The 17,430-nt window shown below is 58.1% G+C and carries 18 protein-coding genes; 5 read left to right on the forward strand and 13 right to left on the reverse strand.

Going from position 1 to position 17,430, the window contains the following annotated elements; genetic code table 11:
* Positions 1–84 precede the first annotated feature (84 nt).
* Together AC13E3_RS11115 and AC13E3_RS11120 are read left to right on the forward strand one after the other, a co-directional pair.
* The gene (locus AC13E3_RS11115; RefSeq protein ID WP_008176946.1) at positions 85–657 is read left to right on the forward strand and encodes a type IV toxin-antitoxin system AbiEi family antitoxin domain-containing protein; all 573 of its coding nucleotides are present in this window, start codon (positions 85–87) and stop codon (positions 655–657) included.
* 47 nt (positions 658–704) lie between these two features.
* Positions 705–1,610 (forward strand): nucleotidyl transferase AbiEii/AbiGii toxin family protein, encoded by a 906-nt coding sequence (locus AC13E3_RS11120; protein WP_008176949.1) that lies wholly within the window; start codon positions 705–707, stop codon positions 1,608–1,610.
* A gap of 119 nt (positions 1,611–1,729) precedes the next feature.
* On the opposite strand, the gene AC13E3_RS11125 is transcribed toward AC13E3_RS11120, so the two are convergent.
* The 10 genes from AC13E3_RS11125 to AC13E3_RS11170 form a co-directional block, all read right to left on the reverse strand.
* On the reverse strand, positions 1,730–2,158 hold the full coding sequence (locus AC13E3_RS11125; RefSeq protein ID WP_008176952.1) for a hypothetical protein: 429 nt from the start codon (positions 2,156–2,158) through the stop codon (positions 1,730–1,732).
* A 103-nt stretch (positions 2,159–2,261) separates the two neighbouring features.
* Positions 2,262–2,711 (reverse strand): hypothetical protein, encoded by a 450-nt coding sequence (locus AC13E3_RS11130; protein WP_139043688.1) that lies wholly within the window; start codon positions 2,709–2,711, stop codon positions 2,262–2,264.
* Between the two features lie 10 nt (positions 2,712–2,721).
* Positions 2,722–3,069 (reverse strand): hypothetical protein, encoded by a 348-nt coding sequence (locus tag AC13E3_RS11135; protein ID WP_139043689.1) that lies wholly within the window; start codon positions 3,067–3,069, stop codon positions 2,722–2,724.
* A gap of 53 nt (positions 3,070–3,122) precedes the next feature.
* Complete coding sequence (locus AC13E3_RS11140; RefSeq protein WP_008176957.1) at positions 3,123–3,641, reverse strand: Hcp family type VI secretion system effector; 519 nt, start codon at positions 3,639–3,641, stop codon at positions 3,123–3,125.
* 214 nt (positions 3,642–3,855) lie between these two features.
* The gene (locus AC13E3_RS11145; RefSeq protein WP_008176960.1) at positions 3,856–5,580 is read right to left on the reverse strand and encodes a bifunctional protein-serine/threonine kinase/phosphatase; all 1,725 of its coding nucleotides are present in this window, start codon (positions 5,578–5,580) and stop codon (positions 3,856–3,858) included.
* Between the two features lie 77 nt (positions 5,581–5,657).
* Entirely contained in the window at positions 5,658–6,506 is an 849-nt protein-coding gene (locus AC13E3_RS11150) for a formate/nitrite transporter family protein (RefSeq protein WP_230706109.1), read from the reverse strand.
* Positions 6,507–6,843: 337 nt separating this feature from the next.
* Complete coding sequence (locus AC13E3_RS11155; RefSeq protein ID WP_273070935.1) at positions 6,844–7,596, reverse strand: energy transducer TonB; 753 nt, start codon at positions 7,594–7,596, stop codon at positions 6,844–6,846.
* Entirely contained in the window at positions 7,593–8,003 is a 411-nt protein-coding gene (locus AC13E3_RS11160; protein ID WP_064229296.1) for an ExbD/TolR family protein, read from the reverse strand. The genes AC13E3_RS11155 and AC13E3_RS11160 overlap by 4 nt, the downstream gene beginning before the upstream one ends.
* Entirely contained in the window at positions 8,000–8,395 is a 396-nt protein-coding gene (locus AC13E3_RS11165) for an ExbD/TolR family protein (protein ID WP_273069148.1), read from the reverse strand. The genes AC13E3_RS11160 and AC13E3_RS11165 overlap by 4 nt, the downstream gene beginning before the upstream one ends.
* Positions 8,382–9,170 carry a MotA/TolQ/ExbB proton channel family protein gene (locus tag AC13E3_RS11170; protein WP_273069147.1) on the reverse strand — a complete coding sequence of 263 codons (789 nt, stop codon included), beginning with the start codon at positions 9,168–9,170 and terminating at the stop codon, positions 8,382–8,384. The genes AC13E3_RS11165 and AC13E3_RS11170 overlap by 14 nt, the downstream gene beginning before the upstream one ends.
* Before the next feature lie 188 nt (positions 9,171–9,358).
* On the opposite strand from AC13E3_RS11170, the gene AC13E3_RS11175 reads away from it, so the two are divergent.
* Positions 9,359–11,707: a sensor domain-containing diguanylate cyclase gene (locus tag AC13E3_RS11175; RefSeq protein ID WP_273069145.1), complete on the forward strand. Its 2,349-nt coding sequence runs from the start codon at positions 9,359–9,361 to the stop codon at positions 11,705–11,707.
* Here AC13E3_RS11175 and AC13E3_RS11180 read toward each other — a convergent pair.
* Positions 11,690–12,460, reverse strand: coding sequence for a sulfite exporter TauE/SafE family protein (locus tag AC13E3_RS11180; protein ID WP_230706113.1), 771 nt, complete (start codon positions 12,458–12,460; stop codon positions 11,690–11,692). The genes AC13E3_RS11175 and AC13E3_RS11180 overlap by 18 nt on opposite strands.
* Positions 12,439–13,578, reverse strand: coding sequence for a lysozyme family protein (locus AC13E3_RS11185; protein WP_273069142.1), 1,140 nt, complete (start codon positions 13,576–13,578; stop codon positions 12,439–12,441). Before AC13E3_RS11185 ends, AC13E3_RS11180 begins: the two co-directional genes overlap by 22 nt.
* A 52-nt stretch (positions 13,579–13,630) precedes the next feature.
* On the opposite strand from AC13E3_RS11185, the gene AC13E3_RS11190 reads away from it, so the two are divergent.
* Together AC13E3_RS11190 and AC13E3_RS11195 are read left to right on the forward strand one after the other, a co-directional pair.
* Positions 13,631–15,118 carry an amidase gene (locus tag AC13E3_RS11190; protein WP_053113585.1) on the forward strand — a complete coding sequence of 496 codons (1,488 nt, stop codon included), beginning with the start codon at positions 13,631–13,633 and terminating at the stop codon, positions 15,116–15,118.
* 130 nt (positions 15,119–15,248) lie between these two features.
* Entirely contained in the window at positions 15,249–15,866 is a 618-nt protein-coding gene (locus AC13E3_RS11195) for a hypothetical protein (RefSeq protein WP_053113587.1), read from the forward strand.
* 36 nt (positions 15,867–15,902) lie between these two features.
* On the opposite strand, the gene AC13E3_RS11200 is transcribed toward AC13E3_RS11195, so the two are convergent.
* Entirely contained in the window at positions 15,903–17,324 is a 1,422-nt protein-coding gene (locus AC13E3_RS11200; protein WP_405417897.1) for an HDOD domain-containing protein, read from the reverse strand.
* Positions 17,325–17,430 lie beyond the last annotated feature (106 nt).

Consider the following 17,430-nt stretch of genomic DNA (forward strand, 5'->3'; position numbering starts at 1 on the left):
ACAAACTGTCACCATATATAAATAAGTGGTGACGATTTGTCTGGCTCCGACTCCGCCCGATCTTCCAGGGCAAAACTCCAAACCATGTTCCGTCAACGCGGCGGTCAGCTCCGCCTGACAGAAGCGCTGGCTCGGGGCTTTAGCCGGTACCAGTTCTATCAGCTTCGGGACGAGGGGCTGATTGAGCCGGTCAGCCGTGGCATTTACCGGCTGGCGGACCTGCCCTCAATAGAGAACCCGGATCTGGTGGCTGCCGCTACCCGTTTTCCCAATGCGGTGCTTTGCCTGATTTCCGCGCTGGCCTGGCACGACATTACTACACAGATTCCCCATCAGGTGCATCTGGCGGTGGAGCGGGATGCCCGTTTGCCGGTGCTGGATTATCCGCCGGTAGCCGGGTACCGGTTCTCCGGGCGGGCCTTTAGTGAAGGCATTGAACAGGTTGACGTGGATGCCATCACCCTGAACGTCTACAACCCGGAGAAAACCCTGGCCGACTGTTTCAAGTTCCGGAATCGAATCGGCATGGATGTGGTTCTGGAGGCGTTGGATCTATACCGCACCCGCAAAAACTTCCGTCCAGGAAAACTGATGGAATATGCCAGAATCTGCAGGGTCGCCAATGTCATGGCACCCTACTTGGAAGCCAAGCTGTGAACAGAATCATCCTGGCGATGGAATAAAAAGAGTGAAAGGAGATCACGGTGGCACAAAACACTGCTGCGTCCGTTCGGCAGAGATTGCTGAATAAGTCCCGGGAAGAAAAGCGTCGCTTTGATGAACTGCTGCAGTATTACGCCATGGAGCGGTTTCTTTACCGGTTGAGTCAGTCGCCCCATAACCGCTGCTTTACCCTCAAAGGTGCGCTGATGTTCTGGGCAATGCAGGGGCCGAACAGCAGACCGACACGGGATATCGATATGTCGGGCCAGACCAGCAATGATCCAGAGGCTATTCTGGCCCAGGTGGGCGAGATTATTGCGACTGAGGTGCCGGATGATGGCTTGCGATTTGATCCGGATACCCTGAAGGCGGAGACCATTACCGAAGATGCAGACTATCAGGGGCTAAGGGTGACCTTCAGCGGTTTTCTCGACAACGCCAGGATTCCAATGCAACTGGACATTGGCTTTGGCGATCCCATATTTCCGTTCCCATCCTGGCTGGAGTTCCCGGGCTTGCTGGATTTTCCAACTGCACGGATTAAGTGCTACACCCCGGAATCGTCGATTGCTGAGAAGTTCCAGGCGATGGTCAACCTTGGCGAACTGAACAGCCGGATGAAGGACTTTTACGATATCTGGCTGCTTTCGCGTCAGCACGAGTTCCGGTTGGAAAATCTCGAGGGGGCGGTTGAGGGCACCTTCCGAAAGCGTGGGACAGCAATCCCTGAAACCAGTCCCTTTTCTGCCGCTTTTATGGACAGCAAGCAACCACAGTGGCGGGCTTTCCGTAAGCGCCTTGGCCAAGAACATGTGCCAGAGGCTTTTTCGGAGGTAGTAGAGGCGGTGGTTGAGTTCCTCGGCCCTTTGATGCTGAGCAGAGACGTGGACGCGCCCAAGGAAATTTGGTGCCCACCCGGTCCATGGAGTCGGCAGGCTTATGGCTAGTCTTATTTCGGAAGACAGTATCAAGCAAGAACTTTTGCAGCGCTTGCAGCATATTTACGGCTCCAATGGGCTGGACCGTCATACCGAAAAGCTGGAAAACCTGACATAGACAGCATAGATCATTCGCGTGTTTTACTGACAGACAAAGAAGATAGAACTTCGCCGAACACGTCATCCTGAGTACTAATGGTAATCCATGAAGAAGGGTGTTCCGAGGTCGCGATAAATGCAGTGGTGTAGCCTTTGACGGTGACCGAGAAGCCGTAGGCGCTGCCACCCAAATCCAACTTTTTGACCTTACCAGAGTATTGTTGCGTTTCGTTAGATCCTTGCCGAACTTCGTCAACGGCCGTTTCAAAATCTGGGCTGGTTTCCATAGTCCTCAACGAACCAACGATTGCTGAATCAAGCCAAAGTTGTGTTTCGAAAGGCTGCACTTCGATAGCATCAAACCGACTCTTACTGAGTTCGAACGTCAGATCGTTGGAGGTGCGAAACTCAATGGATGCCTGGTCAGTTACAGCACAACCTGAGACCAGGCTGGCCAAAACAATCCTTAAAATTATGAATCTTCTCATTACCGGTTGTATTTCGACGTAAAGCTGCTGGAAGGCTGCTGAATTCGGGACTCGGGTGAGTGGTAGCTATGCATTATTCTGAAATCTTCGCGCCATTTATCCGCAATGACGTTGAGCTTTCAACTGGGCCCTGGAAGGTAATAAGCGATTGAGCTTGGCCGTTCGGTACAATAAATACGGTTCTAAAGTCCCCCTGAACTACTCCAAATACCTGAGCTTCGGGAATTTGCTCCATCCAAATTGGTTTACTTGAACCCTGATTGGCACTCTCAAAAAGCGTCGTTGAGGTGTCAATCGCTGAACTTGAGCTTACTGTACTTGGAATCTCCTCCGATCTGACAAAACCTACGACCCGGTTGTTTCTCAAAAATACAAGCTCGCCATCCCTCATCTTCACAGAGGAGAACATCTTTTCTGGTACTTCTATAGCTAGTTCGCTGTATGGTTGAATGACCAATGAAGATTGGGATGCGCAGCCGGAGAGAAGAAGTAAAAATGATAAAGCTAGGGCTATCCTTGCCATGGTGGGAGTCTCATCTCAATGTCGTTTCGATAGAGGATCTGAACTGGCCAGAACGAACAGTTCGGCAAATCCAGCTTACCTTCACTTCGTTCTGCAAAAAAGGTTTCCCTGCCTCGCGAATCAGGCGTAAAGCCCATTTTGTGATCCTGCGTGTTGGTCGTAGTAGGTCCTGTGGAGAAGGAACAGCATCAACCCATCTACTACAATCGACGGTTTCCACGAGCATATGGGCGATAGCGCGCACGGTTTCTTCGGTTACGCTGCTTTCAGTGAATCCTGAAGCAACAGAATGGCCGTAGAACGCCTTCATGATGGCTCTGATTTTATCAATGTCTTCGGCCGACAATTGACTATCCATTTTTTTCATCCCTGCAAAGGCAGAAGGACCCCTGCGGGGCCCTTCTGGCGTGATTACGCCTCGATCGGCGAACGCCAGTCGTCAGCACCGGAAGTACCGGCAACGGCGTGCTCCCAGGTTACCTTGCGGTAGGACAGGGAAACGGTGACCAGCTGGGTGAAGTCGGCGTTGCCGGCGTCCTGGCAGTGGGGCATGTTGCAGTTGATGTCGATAATGGTCGCATCTTCGAGGATGGTGGAGAAAAAGTGCTCCTGCTTGCCCTCAACAGAGGTGCGGTACCACTTCAGCTCGACCTTGGGCAGCATCTCGCCGGAGGCGAGGGCGTTGTACATCAGCGGGGTGGCCTTGTTCAGGGCGGAGGTGAACTTGAACGGCTTGTGCACGCGCTGACCGGATGGCTGACCGGACTGGGGATCGGTCGGTACGGTAACAACGTGGCTGAATTCCTGCACCAGCACTTCGTCTTCGTGGCCTTCCACGTAGATGTTACCGACAGAATCGGACGTGAATGCGCCGGCGGTGATGTTGCCCTGGGTCTGGCCTTCGATGCTGATATAACAAGGAGTTGGCATAGTCTGCTCCATGACTTGTGAATGAATAGTGTCCCCGGGTGTTCCCTGGACGCGGACTTTCATTACAAAGCCTGTGCCAGAAGAGGAAATAGTTTTTAAAACAGTGGGTTATCTTTTTTCTCGGAGATGTCCCCGGCGGGCCAGGCAACCGCGCGCCCGAACGCCGGGCGAAGGATTGCTGGTGGGGCAAAAACTTGCTCGGGCAATACCCGCTTCAGCCCAGGCCGAGGGCTGCCAGCAACGCCAGGAGCAATAACGCGGATACACCCTGCCAGAAGGCCACGGGATTGCGCTCCATTAACGGCGGCCGATGACGCTTGTGCCAGTCGACGGATGGGTGTCGCAGCTTGTACAGGTATTCCGAGAGCGCCGGGTAACGTCTGTGGGCCTGAGGGTGAACCGCTTTTTCAATTGTATCGTCGACCCAGGCGGGAAGATTCTCACGTAAGTGTCTCGCGGGCCGGTAGTTCAGCCCGCGAAGCTGGTTCCGGCTATGGATTTTCGGTACTTCCGCGCCATAGGGAAGCTGGCCGGTGAGCAACTGGTAGGTAATCACGCCCAGGGAGAACTGGTCTGATAGCCAGCTGCCGGGCTCGCCGAGAAAGGTCTCAGGGGCACTGTAAAGGGCGGCCCCCCGAGGAACCGCCTGTTCGCCGATCTCAGAGTCCTCAAGGCCGGCGACCCGGGTGGCACCGAAATCAATCAGCGTGACAGTGCCATGGGGATCCACCAGCACGTTTTCCGGCTTCAGGTCCTGGTGCACCATTTCAAGCCGGTGGAATGCCCTCAAGCCTTTACCAATCTGCTCAACGAGATCACGCACGGTATCAAGTGTCGGAGCCGGGTTGTCCAGCATCCATTGCCGCAAGGTACAGCCTTCCACGAACTCTGTGGCCTGGTAGAGAAAGCTGGGTCGTTGGCTGGACTGGAACGGTCTTGCGACATGAGCGCTGCTGATTCGCCTGGCAATCCACTGCTCGGTGGAAAACTGTTCCAGGTAGACCGGATCGTGTCTCTGTTCCAGTGAGGGCATCTTCAGCACCACCCGGGTATCGGTTTCCTCATCCACCGCCAGGTAGACATGGCTGCGGCTGCTGGCGTGAATCTGTCTCAGAATCCGGTAACCGTCCAGATGTTGGCCCGGCTGAAGTTCCGGCGCAAAGGGCAGCTGGGCCAGCTGGTGAAACAGCTCGCTGCTTTCCGGAACCGCGGGGACCGAGTTCACCCGGATGATCTGGGCGGTCAGGTTGTCATCACTGCCCTGTTCGAGGGCCTGGGCTGCCAACCGGCGGGCGGCAGCGTCCAGATCATCGCCAGATTCCCGGATGATACCGGCCATGGTTCGCTCATCCAGGTGCTCATGGATGCCGTCGGTCGCCAGCAAAAAGGTATCGCCGGGCTGGATCGGCAGGCTTCGATAATCGATATCCAGTTGATGGCCAATGCCCATGGCCCGGGTCAGGCAGCTCTCTTCCGGGGAGAGCCAGAGCCGGTGATCGGTGCTGAGCTGTTCAAGTTGGTCGTGGTGAACCCGGTAGATGCGGGTGTCGCCGATATGAAACAGATGTGCGGTGGCGGACCTGAGCACCATCACGCTCAGGGTACAGACATAGCCTCGGTCGCGGTCATAGCGGTATTGGCTTTGCCGGGTCTGGGCATGAAGCCAGGCATTGGTTGCGAGCAGCACCCGTTGGGCGGACTGTTTCACCGACCAGCTTTCCGGAGTGGAAAAGTAGTCGCTGAGGAAACCCGCGACGGCGGACTCGCTGGCAATCTGGCTGACATTGCTGGAGCTGATGCCGTCGGCGATGGCAACGGCGATGCCTTTGGTGATCAGCTGGTGGCCCTTTGGCACCAGTAAACCGTGGAAGTCCTGGTTGACTGGTTTGACGCCAGCGTCGGAGTACTGGCCGGCGGAAACGGAAAGGGAGCTGGTCATTGGGAAACGGCATTTCCTCGATCAAGGAAAACGCAACTCCGGCGGGTGCGGCAGCCGGAGTTGCAGGACGCCCCGACTCAGTTGGTACGGGCCAGGGCAGCGTCGCTGTAGGCTGCTGCAATCTTGCGCTTGGGTGCGGTGCGCACGTGGGTGGTGTAGAGGGTAAGGCCGGTAAAGGCCAGGCCGCCCACCAGGTTACCCAGCACGGTGGGAATCTCGTTCCACCACAGGTAGTCCATCACTGAGAACTCGCCGCCCATGATGATGGCGGACGGGAACAGGAACATGTTCACGATAGAGTGCTCAAAGCCCATGAAGAAGAACAGCATGATGGGCATCCACATGGCCAGTACCTTGCCACTGACGCTTGTGGAAATCATGGCGCCAACCACGCCCATGGATACCATCCAGTTGCACAGCATGCCGCGAATGAAAATGGTGGCCCAGCCGGCAGCCCCGAACTCCGCGTAGCCAAGCGTGCGCGCTTCGCCAACACTGGCGATCTTCGCGCCAACGGCACCCGGGTCGGTATTGAAACCATAGGTGAAGATAAAGGCCATCATGAAGGCGACGGTCAGCGCGCCGCCCAGGTTGCCAAGGAATACCCAGCCCCAGTTGCGCAGTATGGCTGCCGGGGTTACGCCGGGGCGCTTATCAAGCAATGCCAGGGGTGTAAGCATGAACACGCCGGTCAGCAGGTCAAAGCCCATCAGGTAGAGCATGCAAAACCCGATCGGGAACAGGATAGCGCCGATCAAAAAGACTCCGGTCTCGACCGCTACAGTGATGGCGAACGCTGCAGCCAGCGCCAGAATGGCGCCGGCCATGAAAGCCCGGATGAGGGTATCCCGGGTGGACATATAAATTTTGGATTCGCCGGCGTCGACCATTTTGGTGACGAATTCCGAAGGCACGATGTAAGACATAGTGTTTTCCTCTGACTTCTATCGGATGACCAGACTTTTGAAACGGCCATAAAAAAACGGCGATACCCGCTGCCTGCAATCTGCAGGTGCAAGTAGACGCCGTCGTCTGAATAAATCTGTCGCTGTGAACAGAACCGACATTGGTTCCGCTGTCTGAGAAGTTGCAGAGACTGTGCCAGAATCGCAGGTTGCCAGGAAACCGGAATTAAATCAGAAGGGTAAGAATTTTCATGCTGTGGTTGCCGGGCTCGGCAGAAGAGGCGACCTCCGCTCTCACGCACCTGATCGGTGCGTTCCCATTGACCGCTGCTGCAACCTGGCGCAGCAGGGCAACGTCTCAGCGAAGACTGAAGCGTACGGGCAAGGCGTAGCGGAATTTCTGGCCTGCAATTGCTTCCGGCACTGATGGCAGAGGCGCTGCCTGTTCGAGCATGGCCAGCGCCGACTCGTCCAGAAGCTGATGTCCGGAGCTGGTTCTGAGGCTGTGGGCCACCAGGGATCCGTCCCGTTGAAACTCGAACACAATCACGGGTGTGCCTTCCTGGCCAAGGCGCCTCGCCCTGCGTGGATATTCATAGTATCGGGCAAGATGGCGGCTGAGTTTGGACAGGTAATTATCCACTTCCGATCTAACGCCAGCGTTTTGCAGTGCAACGGTCGCCTGTGACTGTTTCTCTGTTGCAGTCTCTGCCGGATCACCGCTCGGTGTTTCCGCTTCCGCGACCTCTTCGGCAACCTCTGGCTCGGGCGTTGGTTCCGTTATCGGTTCAGGCTCAGGTTCCGGCTCAGGTTCTGGCTCGGGCTCAGGCTCAGGCTCAGGCTCAGGCTCGGGCTCGGGCTCGGGTTCGGGCTTGGGTTCAGGTTCAGGCTGTGGCTTCGGCTCTGGTTTTGGCTTTGGCGCGGCGTCGGGTTTCGGCTCGGGTTCGCCAGCCAGCTTGATTCGGATGGCTGGCGCTGTGTTGACCGCGGATTCGCCCAGGGTGTTGAGTTCCACCGTCTCTTCGGGAGCGGCGATCGCCAGGGCGACGAAGGTCACTACGATTGCGAGCAGCAGAAGTGCCCACCGGAAGGGCGGCTTTTGCGGCATCATCGGGCGGGCTCCGTCAACAGCAGGATATCCTGGTATCCGCCCTGCTCCAGCAAGCGGAAGAGTGTTTCCAGGTCTGCCATGGTGATGCTCTCGGCAGCGGCAATTTTCAGGGGCTGCTGGCCATCAGGTTCCGGCAGCCTGGCAACCAGGGATTCCTTGTTGAGCAGCTCACCGTCGACCTTCCAGTCTCCGTTGGCGCTTACAATCATGTCCGCATGAGGAGACTGACGGTCTTCGCCCTGCTCGGTGGCGGGCAATTCGGGCAGTGGGTCATCGGCAAGCTGGCCGGCAACGATGAAAAACATCAACAGCAGGAAGACCAGGTTGATCAACGGCAGAAGCGCATCCTCCACGCGTTCCATCAGGGTTTTGCCGGAGGTAAACGGAGGTGGAACCAGATCGCTCATGGTGTCGTTGCGTTTGTCCGCTTCCAGTGAGTGTCGATGCCGCTGTCAGTCAAAGCGCTCAGGGCCGCGGTAAAAGCTCCCAGGGGTGTATCGCCCGTTGTTGAGAGGTTCACTTCGGTGGTACCGGCTTCAGACAGATCGGTGACCAGGCGCTCCAGGGGTAACGTCTGGCCCTGCCATCTTACGTCGCCGTTGGCCGTGACCGTCAGCTCTGGTAGCGGTTCTCCGGTGACCGGACTGCGGCTCGACGTGTTATTGGCCAATTCCAGGTAGTCCACAGGCAATAGCCGGGTGGTCAGCATAAAGAACACCAGGAGAATGAAGACCACATCGATCAGGGGCGTGATCCGGATTGGAATCGGACGGTTTGGCCTTGGCTCAACCAGTTGCATGGGCGAATCGCTGACCCCGGGCGGTTGAGTAACGGTCGGGCTCGTCGACGGCGGTTTCGGCGGCACGCTGGCTTTCCGGCGACCGGTAATCTGCTTCAACGGCGTCCAGAGTCTGCTCCGGCACGATATGCAGAATCGAAACCAGTGTGCTGTTGATGGTCTTGTGGATGCGTCGCAGCCGGAACTCGATCCATGCAGCCAGTGCAGCAAACGGTATGGCCACTACCAGGCCCGCGGCTGTAGTGGTCAGGGCTTCGTAAATACCGCCACTGAGTTGGGTGGCATTGGCACGGCCTTCGGTAGCAGCCATGGCGCTGAAGGCCTCCATCATGCCCAGTACGGTTCCCAGCAGGCCGAGAAGAGGGGCCAGGGCTGCGATGACTTCGATGATCTTCAACGGTGCCTCGAACGGCTCCAGGGCATGTTGGGCATCCCGTGCGGCGGTTTCCCGGATCTGCCGGTCGTCCTGATCGTTCTGAATGGCCTCTATCGTATCGGTGACAAGATGCTGCAGCGGATTCATCCGCCCCCAGCGGCCTGCCTGATGTCGCACTTCTGACGGCCGTACCGACGCCGGATTATTCTGCCAGTTCATTACGGTTTTTTTAAGCTGACCGGACAAACGGGGCGCATAAAGGGTTCCGATAAGCATCAGATACACGAAGGTAACGAAGCCAATGATCGCGAGCACCACCAGCACCAGCATCACAGGGCCTCCCATATCAATAACTTGCGCGAGCGGGCCGGTATTCAGAGGCGAGAGGATGTCCGTCATGAGAGGAGTTCTCAATGTGCAAAAGTGGAACTAAATAATAACAATTATCATTGAATTTGCAAGCCTGTAATCTGACTATGGCACCCCCTCTGTTAGACTTAAGTCATGCATAAGAACCACAAATAAGAGTTTGAAAACGGAGGTCAGATCATTACCGGTTGTCGAATCCGCTGCGGAGTCTGGAAGTCATGCTGATCAAGCGATGGTTGGGCAGCCTGGCGAATCGGGCCGTTGCTCTGGTGGTTGTCGCGATCATACTGACGGCCTTGCTGGTAACCGTCGCCGGTTTCTTGCTGAGCCGTTCTGAACTGGAACAGCAGGCCCGGAACCAGGTGGAAACCATTGCCACCCTGATTGCCGGGGAGCTGGATGACAAGCTGGCCCTGCGTCTTGAAGCACTCAACCACGTGGCCCAGAACCTGACCATGTCCAGCGATGTTCTGGACGCAAGGGCCAGGGTTCTGATTCGTCGGCAAACGGCCCTGGAGCATCTGTTTGATGCGGTCTACCTGATGGATGAAAAAGGCCTGGTTATTGCTGAGCACCCGGAGGATTACCGTCAGGCGGGGCTGAATGTCAGTGATCGGGAATATTTTAGGCGGATTTCCTCCACGCTCACGCCGGTGATCAGCGAACCCTATATTTCCAACTATCAGGAAAAGCCGGCCATCATGGTGGCTGCGCCGATCTTCGACCACCGCCAACGTTTCATTGGTGTGCTTGGCGGTGCCATTGCCCTGGATGGAAACAATTTTCTTGATCAGTTTATCAACATCCGCATAGGAACTACCGGTTATCTCGGAGTGGCAACCCGCAGTGGTTTTGTGGTGGTCAGTCAAAGGGACGACGAGGCCATGGCGCCGGTGCGGGTAGCGAATCCTGTGCTCCGGGATGCCATGGAGGGGTTTGAAGGCACGCTGGAGACTAACAGCGGCGAGGGTGAACGGACCATCATGTCGGTGCAGCAGCTTACCCAGGTTCCCTGGTTCGTATCAGCTTCCTGGCCGGCTCGAGAAGCGCTGGCGCCGATTACCCGCACTGTGGATGCCTTCTTATGGATTCTGCTGGTGGTGATCCTGTTGATCGCACCTATTGCACTGTGGCGCTTCCGGCGACTGATGGCGCCGCTCAAAACACTGGGCAGCCAGATCCGCGAGCGCCACCTTGGTATGCGCTCCGATCCGGTGGACGTCGCCGGGGGTAAGGAAATCCGCCAGGTTGCCGAGATCTTTAACACGGTGACCGATGAGCGTGATGAAGTTCTGGTGTCTCTGGCAGAAAGAGAGGCATTTTTCCGTTCCCTTACCCAGAGTGCGCCCATCGGTATTGTCCAGACCGACGTCCTGGGCCGTATCGAGTTTGCCAACCCGGCTTTCGAGGCGATCGTCGGCAAACCGGCGGAAGATCTCACATACAGTTACCTGGCCGATCGTGTGGACAATGCCGACCGGCAGGAGGCGATTGCCGGTTGGAAAAATGCGATCAGGAACCAGAGCGTTTTCCGTGGCCGGTTAAGGTTGGAATCCCCTGCTCCGGATCAGGTGATCTGGGGGGATGTGATGACGGCAGCAATTCAGACGCCGGAAAAGGCCCTCGGTACCATCACCGTAGTCCGCGACATTTCCCATGAACTGGAGGTGGAAGAGGCGCTCAGGACAGAGCAGCAGCGCGCCGAGACGATTCTTCGCGTCCTCCAGGAAGGCGTTCTCATGGTAGACGTCGAGGGTGTAATCCGGTTTGCCAACGCTGCCGCCTGTCGGCTTCTGGGAACAGAGGGTGAGTGCTTACTCAGGAACTTTTTCCAGCTGGTCACCATTGAAACTGAAGAGCGGGAATTGACAGCGCAGGAGTTCCTGTCCGGAGAAGATCTGGACAGTCTTTACGTGACTCTGCGGAACTCGCTGGGTGTGCCATTCCCGATTGATCTCACTATGTTGCACATTCGTCAGGGTCGCGAGGATGAGCGCCTGGTGTTCGTGTTACGGGATGACAGCGACCGCCGCCGGCAGGAGGAACGGCTGTCCTGGGAGGCAACCCACGACAGTCTGACTCAGTTACTCAACCGGCGGGCGTTCAACGCCTCGCTGGTCCGATGTCTGGGAGAAGCCGATCGCCAGGACGTCCGTTCGGTACTGATGCTCATTGATCTCGACTACTTCAAACCGGTAAACGATGAAGGTGGGCACCTGCTGGGCGACGATCTGCTCAAACGGCTGGCGGACCTGTTCAAGGACTCGGTTCGCCAGTCCGATACCGTGGCCAGGCTTGGCGGGGATGAGTTTGGCATTATTTTGCCCGCCTGTGGCATGGCAAGGGCGCAGGCTCTGGCGGAACGGATCCGCGCGGATGTTGAGGCTCTTCGCATTGAGCATGACGGCCGGTCATTCGGTGTAACCACGAGTATCGGCCTGACGGAACTGACACCGGAAGACAGCGGCCCCCGGGAGGTTATGGCCCGGGCGGATGAGGGTAGCTACGTCGCCAAATCCCGGGGACGTAACAGGGTTGTTGTGGTTCCGTCACCACCAGCCGGCTGAGAGACTGGCCTGCCATAGCAGGCGGATCGCAAGCGCGGTCAGCACGATATTGAAGATCAGTGTGAACTTCCGGTTGCTAAGGGAACTGAGTACATGGAGCCCGAGCCAGGTGCCGGCGAAGCCGCAGGCGATCATTGCAAGGATAAACGGGAGCCACTCAAAGAACATGAAACCCGCCGCCCCGAACACCAGCGCCTTGGGCGCATGTTGCAGCGTCATGGCGGTGGCGAAGGTGGCCACGGTTTTGAACCTGTCGGTGTGAATCTGCTTGATGAACGCCGCAACCAGCGGCCCGGTGGCGCCCACGAACAGGCTGACAAAACTGGTCAGGGCCGAGGCCAGAAACACCCCGGGGGCACCGAAGGCACCCTTTGGTAGTGCCGGCCCCCAGCAAAGATAGAGAACGAACAGGGCGATGGTCAGCTGCCAGATGTGGGCCGGAAGATTCACCAGTAGCCAGGCGCCCAGCGCCGCCCCTGCGATCACACCGGGCAGGAACGCGGCAATCACCCGCCAGTCTACGTGCCGCCAGGTCAGTGCCGCCCGGCCAACATTGGAGCCCAACTGGATCATGCCATGAACCGGGATGATGGCCGCAGGCGGCATCCAGCTGGCCATCAGTACCAGCAGCAGAACGCCGCCACCGGCGCCTAGGCTGGCGGTGATCATCGAAGTTATGGTGGAGCTGGCAAGCAGGAAAACGGCGACCGGGAGGCTCAGGCTTTCGGGTATCAGTTGGTTGAGTACTTCCATTCACAGAATTCCGTTGATTTGAGTTTGGCCGTGCGACACAGGGCCTCGGTTGCCAGCTGAACGTCGGCCACATAGTAGAGCGATGCAAGACCGAGGCGGTCCCGCCCCAGGTTGTGAAAAATCAGGCCGAAGGCAATATCGCCGGCGGTAAAGCGTTCATGGTTGGCGGCAAAATACTCGGCTGGCTGTGCCAGCACCGGGTCGTCCAGCAGCGCCTGGACCCGTCCGGCGCCGCCATGATAGGCCTGAACCAGTAAAAGGGTGAACAATCGGTCCCTTTTGGCCTCCGGCAAATGGCCGAACCGTTGCTGGAACACCGGTGCCAGATTGCGGGCATTCTGGTTCATCAGCCGCAGGGCGCAGTCGATCTGTGCCAGCCGATGCCAGAAATTGTTGGGGGCAATCTGGCAGTCGGACAGAGCCGCAGGTGACAGCTGCAGGATGCCCCTGGCGTTTGCCCGGGAATGGGCTCTTGCCTGTGCGCCACTCTCAATCAGGATCTGGCCCGCCAGGTAGCGGGGCAAGGCTTGTGGCAGAGTCAGGCGGTTCTGACTGCTGCGGTGCTCGTACACGTAGATCAGTGCATCATGAAGGCTTTCCGGAGCACTGCTGTCGGCAAAATTGAGGTCGTCCCAGGCGCCCCAGATCCGGTCCGCCGGCAGGGTGCCAAGATACCGCGCAACGGCCTCGTCGACGTTCACATGGGGTTGGTCGCAGGAAAGGGCGAACGGATAGCCGGTCTGGCCGGTCTCGCCGGCAACCCAGTCTTCCACCTTGTCATTCTCATACAGTGATTTTCGGGTGGTGTTCAGCAGGCGCTGGGTGGCCTCGCGGTCTTCGCCATCACTGATCCAGGCCAGAAAGCGCCCCCGCATATCGTAGAGGACGTGGCGCTCGGCACTGGCGCAATAGCCGGATTCTTTTAATACCCAGCGCCGGATGGTGAGGATGTTTTCAAATACCCCCTGGCTGACCCAGTAGGGCGAGGACCGGACCACGCGAGTCCAGTCGCTGTCTTCACTGGCCGCTGGCGGCGGGTCCTGGGCGGCAACGGCAACCGGCGCTGCCAGGATGAAAATCACGGCAAGCTGGCGTAAGCTCTTGAGAATTCTGACCATAGACGATATACCCGTGACCTTCCTCAAAACAGAATAACAAAGGGAACCTGCCATGAAGCAATCTGAATATCTTCGTTACGATGCTACCGCACTCGCTGATCTTGTCCGTCGGGGTGAGGTCACTTCAAGGGAAGTATGCGAGGCAGCGGTTGAGCGGGCAACCCGCGTGAACAGCACACTTAATGCGATCTGCTATCCGCAGTTCTCCGAGGCGCCAGCACAGCACTTCCCCGAGCAGGCGGTTTTTGCCGGCGTGCCCCTGCTGCTCAAGGACCTCGCCCAGGAGCAGGCGGGTCACCCGTGTACCTACGGCAGCCGGGGGCTGATAAAGAATATTGCGCCCCAGGATTCGGAATTTGTCCGCCGGGCACGGGACGGTGGGCTGGTTTTCCTGGGGCGAACCGCCACGCCGGAGTTTGGTCTGAAAGCGGTGACCGAGTCTGAGCTCTGGGGGCCAACCCGCAACCCCTGGAACACGGAGCTGACCCCGGGTGGCTCAAGTGGCGGCTCCGGCGCGGCGGTGGCGGCCGGCATTGTACCCATGGCCGGCGCCAACGATGGCGGCGGCTCCATCCGCATTCCAGCTGCCTACAATGGCCTGTTTGGCCTCAAGCCGTCCCGGGGACGCATTTCCTCGGGTCCCTTTATGGGTGAAGCCTGGACCGGTGCGTCTACCGACCATGTGGTCAGCCGGACGGTGAGAGACAGTGCGGCGATGCTGGATGTGCTCAGTGGGCCGGCTCCGGGCGACCCGTTCGAGATTCCCGGGCCGTCTGCGGCCTACTCCGAGCTCATGCAGCGGTCTCCGGGCAAGCTAAGAATCGGCGTGTTCACGTCTTCACCCTACAATACGGAGGTAGCACCGGAGTGCGTTGCAGCCGTGGAGGAAACGGCCCGGGTTCTCGAGAATCTGGGTCACAGGGTTGAGTATGCTGCGCCGGAATTCGACGGCATGGCCCTGGCCCGCTGCTACCTCGGCCTGTATTTCGGTGAAGTGTCGGCGCTGATGGCGAAGGCGAAAGAGCAGTTCGGCGCCACCGACAGCGATTTCGAGCTGGATACCCGGCTGATTGGCATGCTTGGTGAGACGATGCCGCTGTCCGACTATGTCCGGCGGCGCCAGCAGTGGAACGAGTTTGCCAGGGCGCTGGGTGCGTTTTTCGGGAGTTACGATCTCTACCTCAGCCCGACCACCGGGCAGTTGCCGGCCGCCATCGGCGAACTGGAAACGCCGGCCCACCTCAAATTCGCTGCCCGTCTGATGCTGAAATTGAAGGCCGGTAAACTGGTTCATCGCTCTGGACAGGTGGATCAGATGGCCCTGGAAAGCCTGGCCCGGACGCCGTTTACCCAGTTGGCAAACCTGACCGGGACACCGGCCATGTCTGTGCCGATGCACTGGACTGCCGAAGGGTTACCGGTCGGGGTCCAGTTTGGCGGTCCCCACGGCGCCGAAGCGACCCTGCTTCAGCTGGCGGGCCAACTGGAAGAGGCCAATCCCTGGTTCAGCAACTACGAAAGGCTTGAGGACGCGTTCTGAGGTATCCGGGGTTGTGATCCGGCTGGGGAAACTCCACGTTTATCTTTGTAGCCGGAACAGGCTATGCTGTTAGTCAGGAAGACCCCTTCTTCCTGAACGACCCTGATGGCATCGAGGAGGCGAGCGTATTATGAACCAACCGATGGCAATCGACGAACTGGTATCAGTAGCACAGGCCGAGGCCATGGGGGAGTTAGACGCCCCCATGATGGCCATCGTCCTGTCCAGCGAACAAAGCTATGACTTGCCCATCAATTCCCTTGAAACCGATGCCGACAAGGCCCGCTGGGGGTTGATCCTCCGCGCCGCCCGCGAGCATGTTGAAGCGGATGCCGTGGCCGTGCTGTACCCGGCCTGGACCACCATCCGTCACAAGAAACCCGAAGTGGAAGCCGAAGCGGCCCCGGAAGCCATTGAGGAAGAAGCCGAGGGTGCCGACGATTCAGACGGCCCCATCGACACCCTGTTCGTGCAACTGCACACCAGGGATCACGTCTACTGGCGGGGTTTTGAACAGATTCGGGATCCCAAACACCAGCGCATCATCGGCTTCCGCCGGATCAAGGCGCTGTCCACCGATTACAAACGGGACGAAGCACCCTCCGTAGCCTCCTGGCTGAGCACCCTGTTCGAGCCGTTGCCGGAAGAAGGTGAAGAGACTAACGTAGACCGCGAGCTGGCCGACCTGCTGGAAGAGCCGGAAGTCAGTGCAGCGCTCTATCCGCGTCAGATGCGAGCTCTCCACTGAAAGGTAACTGACAGCCGGAACCTTTCGCTCCGGCTGTCAGTGTGTGGATAGCAACGTCAGACAGAGTTGTGCGTTTTGGATAAAGTGGCCGAAGGCTGATAGCTGCTCTCTTGAGGGCAGGTAAGCACCGGATGCATTGTCGGCATAGAACAGACCGACCAGCCTTCCATTTGCCTTGATCGGGCCAATCAACGCCGGCACTTTGCCCAGCCAGCGATCATACGCCACGCCTTCGGCGTTTGGTTTTGGTTCGTAGATGCTGCAATGGGCGTGAGGCAGAAGCGGGCCCAGTGGCCCGGTGCCGTCCTTGGGAATCACGAAATGTTCGCGCCATTCCTCGGTGCCACGGCCGCCGAGTTTTCGGGGCACCAGTTCGTTGCCGGTGCGGTCACTCATCAACAGGGCGACTCGCTGCATACCAATAGCACGGTGTATGCCTTCAATTACCAGCTGACAGACTTCGTTGATATCCGGTTTCTCGGCGAGGCAATGGCTTAATTCGCGCAGGATTTCAAGCTGCAGCTCTGCATCCATGTCCGGCGCCCTTGCGCCGGTGTCGCCTGATTTGCCCTCGGCGCCGGGCATCATGGCAGTGACTTGCGGAATGCCCAGGGAAACGGCCACGCGGGTGGCCTCCGATGCGTTCACCTTGAGCTGGTCGCGAACCACCGCCGGGGGCTCACCAATATCCCTGCCCAGGCGTTCCAATACCTTGTCCATGTCCGGACCGCTCCAGCCCTGTTCTGACAGTCGGGCCATTTCCACGGAATTCCGCACCAGGCTCGAAGCCATGGAATTGGCCTGACCCGGAGACACAACATCCCTGATAAATGGCCCGAGGGACCAGGCCTCCACAAGACCGCGGGTGATTTCGGTAAACGTTGAGTGCAGAACGGCTTTCTGGGCCTCAACCGGCGGTTCCTCAAGCCGCAGTCGTTCCTCGAGTTCCGTCGCCTGTTCTGTCTCGCAGGACCAGAACGCCAGCTCGCCGATGTTCATCAGCAAGGCCCCGATAAAAACCTCCTCCAGGGCCGTTTCATTCCGTTTGGGCATCAGACACCGTGCCTGAACCGCGGCGTGACTGGCTCGTGCCAGGCAGCGCAAGAGGTGCGGGCGGTCGTTGCGTTTCAGGAGCGCGTCGACGATCAGCGAGGAAATGGCCATGGATTTCACGGCATCGAAGCCGATCAGGGTAATGGCCCGACTGACCGTGCTGACCTGCGTCCGCGTCTGGTTGTAGAACACGGTGTTGGACAGTCTCAGCACCTGGGAGGTGAGCTGGGCATCGTTGAGGATGACGTTGGCCAGTTCGTTAACCGTGCTGTTTTGGCTGTCCGTCAACTCATTGATACGCTTGAGAGTGTTGGCCAGAACCGGCAGCTCGACCTTGCTGAGATAAGTGACCCATGCCTGGGTGGAGTTCATCCGTGAGGGCGTTGGCTGTTTTTCAATGGTCACGTTTTGGCATCTCTGGGTGGCGCGGCTCTCGAAACGGAGGGAAATTAAGGTTCTTATGACTTCCAAGTTTAGTTCAGGGCTGTGGCGGATGTCAGGTAACCGTTTG

This window comes from Marinobacter sp. L-80 (assembly GCF_056859395.1).